This window comes from Streptomyces sp. NPDC026062 (genome assembly GCF_055568375.1).
Genome location: NZ_JBVHOQ010000049.1, coordinates 45,135 through 52,342, shown reverse-complemented (window position 1 = coordinate 52,342; position 7,208 = coordinate 45,135). Strand labels below are relative to the sequence as shown.

At 66.7% G+C, this 7,208-nt stretch carries 8 protein-coding genes; 5 read left to right on the top strand and 3 right to left on the bottom strand.

The genetic code is table 11. The features are described 5' to 3' along the window. Window positions 1–66: 66 nt before the first annotated feature. From ACZ4LX_RS32705 to ACZ4LX_RS32695, 3 genes are all read right to left on the bottom strand, one after another. Window positions 67–732 (bottom strand): tyrosine-type recombinase/integrase, encoded by a 666-nt coding sequence (locus ACZ4LX_RS32705; RefSeq protein WP_467650538.1) that lies wholly within the window; start codon window positions 730–732, stop codon window positions 67–69. A gap of 189 nt (window positions 733–921) precedes the next feature. Continuing rightward, window positions 922–1,227, bottom strand: a complete 306-nt coding sequence (locus tag ACZ4LX_RS32700; RefSeq protein WP_467650537.1) for a MarR family transcriptional regulator — start codon at window positions 1,225–1,227, stop codon at window positions 922–924. 309 nt (window positions 1,228–1,536) lie between these two features. Then, on the bottom strand, window positions 1,537–2,913 hold the full coding sequence (locus ACZ4LX_RS32695) for a hypothetical protein (protein WP_467650536.1): 1,377 nt from the start codon (window positions 2,911–2,913) through the stop codon (window positions 1,537–1,539). Between the two features lie 196 nt (window positions 2,914–3,109). Between ACZ4LX_RS32695 and ACZ4LX_RS32690 the strand changes: the two genes are divergently transcribed. The 5 genes from ACZ4LX_RS32690 (at window position 3,110) to ACZ4LX_RS32670 (ending at window position 7,158) form a co-directional block, all read left to right on the top strand. Further along, window positions 3,110–3,322 (top strand): hypothetical protein, encoded by a 213-nt coding sequence (locus ACZ4LX_RS32690; RefSeq protein ID WP_467650535.1) that lies wholly within the window; start codon window positions 3,110–3,112, stop codon window positions 3,320–3,322. Between the two features lie 246 nt (window positions 3,323–3,568). Beyond that, window positions 3,569–3,979: a DUF6415 family natural product biosynthesis protein gene (locus ACZ4LX_RS32685; protein ID WP_458336861.1), complete on the top strand. Its 411-nt coding sequence runs from the start codon at window positions 3,569–3,571 to the stop codon at window positions 3,977–3,979. A 226-nt stretch (window positions 3,980–4,205) separates the two neighbouring features. Continuing rightward, window positions 4,206–5,105, top strand: coding sequence for an endonuclease/exonuclease/phosphatase family protein (locus tag ACZ4LX_RS32680; protein ID WP_467650534.1), 900 nt, complete (start codon window positions 4,206–4,208; stop codon window positions 5,103–5,105). Window positions 5,106–5,326: 221 nt separating this feature from the next. Beyond that, window positions 5,327–6,064, top strand: a complete 738-nt coding sequence (locus ACZ4LX_RS32675) for a peptidase (protein WP_467650533.1) — start codon at window positions 5,327–5,329, stop codon at window positions 6,062–6,064. Beyond that, a complete protein-coding gene (locus ACZ4LX_RS32670) occupies window positions 6,061–7,158 on the top strand; it encodes a GntR family transcriptional regulator (RefSeq protein WP_467650532.1) in 1,098 nt (365 codons plus the stop codon). The genes ACZ4LX_RS32675 and ACZ4LX_RS32670 overlap by 4 nt, the downstream gene beginning before the upstream one ends. Window positions 7,159–7,208 lie beyond the last annotated feature (50 nt).

The following is a 7,208-nucleotide window of genomic DNA, read 5'->3' as shown; positions in this document are numbered from 1 at the left end:
CCGCAAGCAACCGCACAGCCTCCTGCGCGTCCGGCGACCAGGTCCGCGCATCCCCCACCAGATCACTCACACACCGTCAACGAGCCTGAACCCAAAGCGTTTCGGATCAATAATACCGTGGATGAATTTCTGAACCTCCTGAACATTCCAAGGCACCACCTCCTCTTTAGTCTTCCTCTCTTCCTTGCGCGCCCGCCGGGGAATGGTCACGTGCGCAGCGACATTGACATACACCAATCGCCGGGTAACGGCTCTTCCCAGCGCTTCCTTCAATCGGGCGAGGCTCATATCGACACTCGTGACACCCAGTGGAGTCGCGGCCTTCTTCCCACGCATACGGCCGTGCGCCAGCGCCCAGTCCCTCCACTCTTCTACGTCCTCCTCAGTAAGCTCCTGAAGGCGGATGTTGCCGAGCCTCCCCCGAACGCGATTCAAGGTGATCTCGTAGCTGTAGATGGTGGTCTCTTCGAGATCCTGTGCCTTCATGACCAGCCACCGATCAAGCCACTCATTCACGGTGATCTTGTTGGGTGGAACAAGCGACCCCTCGTGGCGCCGATTGGTTACGTTCGCGTACTCTGCCCTAGCTTCCTTCAACGTGTCGAAGGTGCGCCTCAGCTGTTTACGCTTGCCCGTCTCGGGGTCGATTCCTACGTCGACGACAAATCGATATCGAATCCTCCCCTTCGAGTCCGGCGGAAGCTTCTTTATGGGATCCGGCAGTGCGATCACCCTCCTCGAAAACGTCTATACACATCCACAAAGCCGCCTCCACCCACATCAGGGGTTGAAAAACGACGGCTCTATTCGCCACGGCTCCACCGCCAAGCACAGCCGGGTGCGAACTCCCTCAATGGTCTGCACGATCCCCGGTTTCGGTAACCGGCGATCGTGGCCTATATTCCGCCCAGCATTCGTCGGCTACGAGGCCAGCCGGTAAGAGCTGAGTGCAGGGTTGGCGTCGTCTTCGACCAGAATCACCAGCCCGTCCGCAGTAAGTCGGCCGAGGTTGCGAGTCACGACTCGTTCGGTCTCACCGACCCCTCGGGCGACGGCGCGGGCCTCAGCACCAGGGTGGGCCACGACGTGCGCGAGCACCAACAGGTCTTGGCGATGCCCGCGCTGCACCAGGTCCTCGCCGAAGAGGCCGGCGGCGCAGACGCATAGGCACAGGGCTATGGAGAGGGCTGCGTAGTCGGCTTTCGTCTGGGCGGTCCATGCGTTCATGGCGCCGAGCGCCAGGAGGATCGAAGCGGTGACGCGGGCCGATTGAAGTGCAACTTTCGGCAGGTGGGCCTCCTTACTGGGACCATGTCGCGAGGCAGCTGAGAGATACCGGGGCGGCACGCTGGTCTCCGGCCGTTAAGAGCGCCTCTGACCTGGTGTTCTCCGGGGAGGTTGTAGGTTGACATGGCCACCCGAGGTGGTTCCAGTACTCCGTGGCTCTTTCTCGTCTGCCGAGGGCGAATCTGCCCTCGGGCCTACGGGGAAGTAGGTTGTGCTGTCGCGGCGGGACGAGGAGGCGGTCGCAGGGGGTCAGCGGCGGTCGCTCAGGAAATCGCGGGCCCGTTCGTCGAGTTCGGCGGCGCAGCGCAGTCCGCGGGTGCGGAAGCGGGACAGATCGCGGCGCATGTTGCCCACGGCCTTGTGCGTCCGGTTCGACTGCACGCCGTCCATGTGGTCGATGGCCCGGCCCCAGGTGGCGCATGCCTGCTCGATGCTGCCTTCGGCGGCCTGCATCTCGGCCTGGGCAACCAGGTCGAGGGCGACGATCCGTGCGTAGGTGCCCGGAGGGCGGCTCGTCGCCGCCGCCCCGTACATCGCCGCGGCCCGGCGCCGGTCCCCGAGCGTCTCAAAGACTTTCGCCGACCGGCTGTGCACAGTGGCGGCAGGCGGGCCCCACGACAGCGCCCAGAACGGCACGTCGTCGCCTTTCGCCGAGCTCAGGGCGGTGCGGGCGCGCTCGACTTCCCGCACCGCTTCCTGTCGCTGGCCTGCTTTGGCGAGGGCGTGGGCATGGGTGACGGCGAACAGCGCCTCGGTCTGGGTGTCGACCCGCCCGTGGATCTGGTCGACGGCGCTCGCGGCCAGGGCCAGGCAGTGCTCTGGGCGGTGCAGCTTCATGCCCTGCTGGGACATAGTCCTCATCACGAACGCGGCGTGCCCGGTGAACCCCGACTCGCGGGCCAGGGCGTACGACTGGAGGTAGTACCTCTGCGCGAGCCCTTGTTCCCCGCCGTCATAGGCTCGCCAGCCGGCCTGGTGCACACCCACGGCGGCGGCGGACAGCATGTGCCGGTGGTCGTCCTCGGAGCTGAACCGGCCCCGGCACAGGGCCGCGACGTCCGACATCAGGTATTGCACGAGAGCAGATCGGCCGTGCTGGCCGCCGTGGCGCTCGTCCATCACGGCGAACATCGCGACCATGTCGCGCACCGCGGCGACGTCGGCGTGCCCGACCCGGGCGCCGGTGCGGGCCTTGGCCGCGCGGGAGGCGATATCACCGACGTGCTCCAGCGGCAGGACGGCGGCGGCCACTGAGTACGCGGCGCCGGACAGGAAGCGTCGGCGGTCCAAGTCACCCCTCCAGATCGGTATCAGGGCCTCCAGCGGGTCGTTGCCAAGGGACAGCCCGATGCTGTCATTCTCCCAGCCGGCCGGGACCGGCAGGCCGAGATCCTCCGGGGTCAGGGTCCTGCCCAGGCGGCGGGCGAGGGCGACCGTCAGGTAGCGACCGGTTTGCCCTGACGGCATTGCCCCGGCGATCCAGTGGTCCACCGTCGACTTGTTCGTCCGCAGGGCCTCACCGTTCTCGGCGGCGACCTGGCGGACCGCGTGGGCGAGCGCAGCGTACGTCCATCCTGATTCGGCGACGAGCTCCCGCAGCCTCTCGTTCGGTAACCGCTGGGTCATGATCGCCCCCGTATACCTCGTATACCCATCCGTCCTTCCCAACCGTACCGACGAAGGGTCACTACGGGTTAACTGTTGGTCATGCCCGGCAGCGCGGCAGCCCGGATTCCCAGGGCCGCCGAACTGCAGGGACGGAGCACGAAGGAGGTCCGCCATAGGGACCGTCACAAGGACCCCGGCCTACTAGGCGCCCGCCGTGCTGGACGTCGGCTACGTCGTCGAGGTGACGTTGGGCGCCCAGAACTTCGACACCGCCGACGACACGCAGTACAAGAACGCCTGCTTCTCGGGTCCGCCGGGCCGGACGGAGTGCACGCCGCTCCGCCCGGCCCGGCCCAAGGGGCGCCGGGCCTGCCACACCTGTGCTGGGGCACAGACGGGCGGGCCCGGCGCTCTTTCCCGTTCCTGACCAGGCACGACGACGGGGGAGGAGACGACGGCGATGCGGTGGAGCATGCGGCCCCATGGTGTACCAGTCAGTTTTACTGACGGGTCAACGTCATCTGAAGGTCATTCCCAAGCCGTGTGGCGCCGGTGTTTGCTGGTTACCGCGCCGTCACCTGAAGTGACCGGTACCGGTCGACGCGATGCCGCGCGTTCTGATTCCCCCACCCATGTGGCCAGAAGATTCGTGATGAACCCGAGGAGTTGCGTCATGGCTGGTACTGGATCCGCGCCGGGTTCGCTGCGCAACCAGATGGCGAACGCTTCCGAGACGGTGACGCTGGTATTGGATGATGCCTCGCCCCTACCTGAGTCCGCCGAGGACGTCGAGGACCTCGCCTTGCGACTGCGCGGCCACATCGCCCAGCTCGCCATCATGGTGAAACCGCAGCTGGCCGTGACGGAGGCTCAGAGACTTGCTGCCCAGGTTGTCCCGAACGGCTATCTGGAATGCCGAGTCCACCTGGTCGCTCTCGCACGGGCGACTCAGGCGCTGACCATGGCGGTCGCGGAAGAGTCGGCACAGCCCAGGGGGAAAAGTGGCGGAATTCCGGTCGCCCTGCTGCGCGCAACCGTTTTCCTGGCGGTCGCCGCCATTCTGATACTCGCCGCGGTGGTGTAGTGATCCCGGTGCAGTTCCCGACTCTGCCCCACACATCGACTATTCCCCTCTGCCACAAACCATCGCCGCGAGATTGATCCAGTAGGCGCCTGCTTTCACTGCTCGGCCCGCACTCCATCCGCACCCCGAGACGACAAGCTGACCCAAAAGCCGTCACGTAAGGCACCAGCCGTCACCATGCACACGAATACACCCGCATCAATCAGTAACTAAAGAGGGACTATTAATGCTCATCAACGTGGCGCTCTGCAACTTCGAGAACAATGGTGGCGGGGACTTAAGTCTGTGGCGAAGGATGCATGAGCGCCTTGCGTCACTCGACCCGCACCTGTTACTGCGCCAGGAAATGTGGGATGCCCAGGACAACAACAACGCGCTCGCGAACGCGGCCGAATCCAAACTGGGCATGACCGGCTTCATCGGCCGTGAATGCTGCACAGCGCTCTACCACGACCCGACGGTGTTCACTCCGGTCGGCGAACACCCGATGACGGGCCCGATGTGGGTGCTCCCGCCGACCGTGCGCAGCATGAACCTCCGTGGGACGGGCAAGCGCGCCGTCCCTATAGTCGTCGGCTCGTACCACCTCAACTACGGCTCCCCCACAACGCGCTTGGCGGAGGCCGAACGGCTGACGCAGTGGGGCGACAAGTGGGTCAAGGTCGATGACGGCCGACTCGTCCACTACCCGGCGCTCCTCGGTGGCGACAACAACAGCTACCCCACCCCCGGGGTCGCCGGCGACCCGGCCTTGCCCGTCCTGGAGAACATCCCCGACGAGCCCCACCGGGCCCACCGTTCCTACATCGGCCCGGACGGGGTGCGCCGGATGGACGACCGACCGGACGACACCTTGCGCACTGCCGGGCTGCATGATGTCGCCCGTCACCTCGCCACCTCGACGGGTGACACTTCCGCCGTCGCGCCGACGGTCGACGCCTACGACACCCACGGGCCGGACGCTCGCATTGACCGGATCTACGCCAGTGCGGAAGTCCTGCCCGCCGTCCGCGAGGTCGAGGTTGTCGACATGAAGGGCCTGTCCGACCACCACACGGTCGTGCTGCGCCTGGATCGGGACATCCTCACCGACATCCTCAACCATCCGATCACCCGGGCGGCGTGAGTCATCACCATGCCCGAGTCGGCCATCGCGGACGCGACGACCTGCCTCCGGCGGCACTGGGGGCTCAAGGCGGTGCCGTCGGCGCGGTTGTATCCGCCGAACCTCGTGCAGGCGCTGGACCGTCTCCCCCGGGGCCCGATCGGCGTTGTCCTGTCTGGCGGCAACGTCGGCTGGCACCTACCAATCCCTGCTGGCCTCCTCCATGCAAAGGACCGACCCCTATGCCTACCACGTTTCAGTGCTGTACTGAGCCCGGCCGGGTGCACAGCCCGGTACCGCCGCTGACGCAGTACGCCAGCCCGAACCTGATCGCCGCCATCGCCCACCACGGCCACGACCCCGCCGACGACCCCGCCTGGGCCCACTCCGGCGCGCCGACCCAGCAGGAATACGGTCAGTGGGCCCCCCACCTGTGCGGGATGGTGTGCATGCAGATGGCGCTGCTCCACCGCGACTGGGCGACACCGACCCTGTGGAGTCTGCGCGAGGGCGCCGTACGGGCCGGCGCCTACGAGGTGACCGGCGACAGGATCAAGGGGCTGATCTACAGGCCGTTTGTCGACTTTGCCGAGCGGGCGCACCGCATGCCGGCCGAGGCGCACCCCACGCTGTCCATGGTCGAGCTCATGGTGCTGTGCGGGGCCGGGCGGATGGTCATGGCCAGCGTGTCCAAGGAGATCCGGACGCCGGACGTGACGCCCCGCCGGAAGGGCGGACACCTCGTCCTCGTCCGCGGCATCAGCGACGAGCGGGTGTACTTCAATAACCCCTCCGGCCACACCGCCCTGACCAGGAAGGCGGCACTTCCTCTCGATATTTTCGAGCAGTACTTCGGGAACCGCGGCGTCAGCCTCGACACGCGCAACGTGACCCCCAGCCCCTCTCCGGCTGGGATCTCCACGTGCGCGCCCGCCACTCCGGCTCCGGGGGCGCGGCCGGACCGCGAGGGGCAGTTATGACACAGCACCTCTCGTGGTTGGAGGGGGCCGACCGCGGCGAGCGGCTGGCCGGCTCGTCGTCACGGAACATCGGTGCCAGACGGGCCCACCAGGCCATGACGACGCTCCTGGGCATGGGCGTCTACCCACCAGGCAGCAAGCTCCCCCGGCGCAAGGACCTGTGCACCCAGCTCGACGTCTCCCAACTGTCCCTGCGGGACGCCCTGCACGCACTGGCCGACGAAAGACTGATCGACGCCCTCCCCACGGGGGAATACGTCGTACGAGCCATGGACACTTTCGGCCTCTCCCCGCGCGTGGAGTCGGAGCACCGCGCCGATCCTGCCCCGGAAACGGCGGTGGAGATCGTCTGGGAGCGCATTGTGTCCGGCGCGATCAAGCCCGGCGGCTTCATAGCCGAGCTGCCGGGGACGGTCAGCATCGGTGACCCCGATGTGTCGCCCAGTCTCGACCCTCTGATTGCCGAGGGGTTCCTGGTCGACGTGCCGGGCGTCGGTATCCACATGCCCCTCCTGGAAGGACCTCAGATCCGGCGGCTCGTGTGGGCGCGCATCGTGGCCGGCGTGATCAAGCCGGGAAGGCCCATATCGGGTGAGATGCCGTGGCAGATCGACATCAGCAGCGCGGCGCAGAGGTCCGCACTCGACCCTCTGATTGCCGAGGGGTTCCTGGTCGACGTGCCGGGCGTCGGTATCCACATGCCCGCGATGAGGGGAAGGCAACTCCTCAAGATCGTGCGCGCGCGCATCGATACGGGGGTCATCAAGCCCGGAGACTACGTCTACTGGCCGTTGAGACGAGAGTTCGGGATCGACTGGGTCAGCGCATGGTCCGCGCTCGGGCCCCTTGTCGCAGAAGGACTGCTGGCCTACGTGCCGAGGCGCGGACTCCGTCGACCCCACCACGTCGAAAACGCCGCACTTGAATCCATACCCCAACGATGCTCAGCCGGACTGACTGCCGGTATCCCTTCCGAAGGAATTGAAGGACGGATGACTCCGTCCTGGGGGCGTCGACCAGCGAGCCAAGCACCACCGGGTCGCACGCCCCGCATTCCCGCTGCCGGCCCACCTCCCCAGGTGAGACCGGATTAACTTCCCGCCGCGGCATCGCGTCGGGTTGGCCAGAACCCGGCGGACGGAGC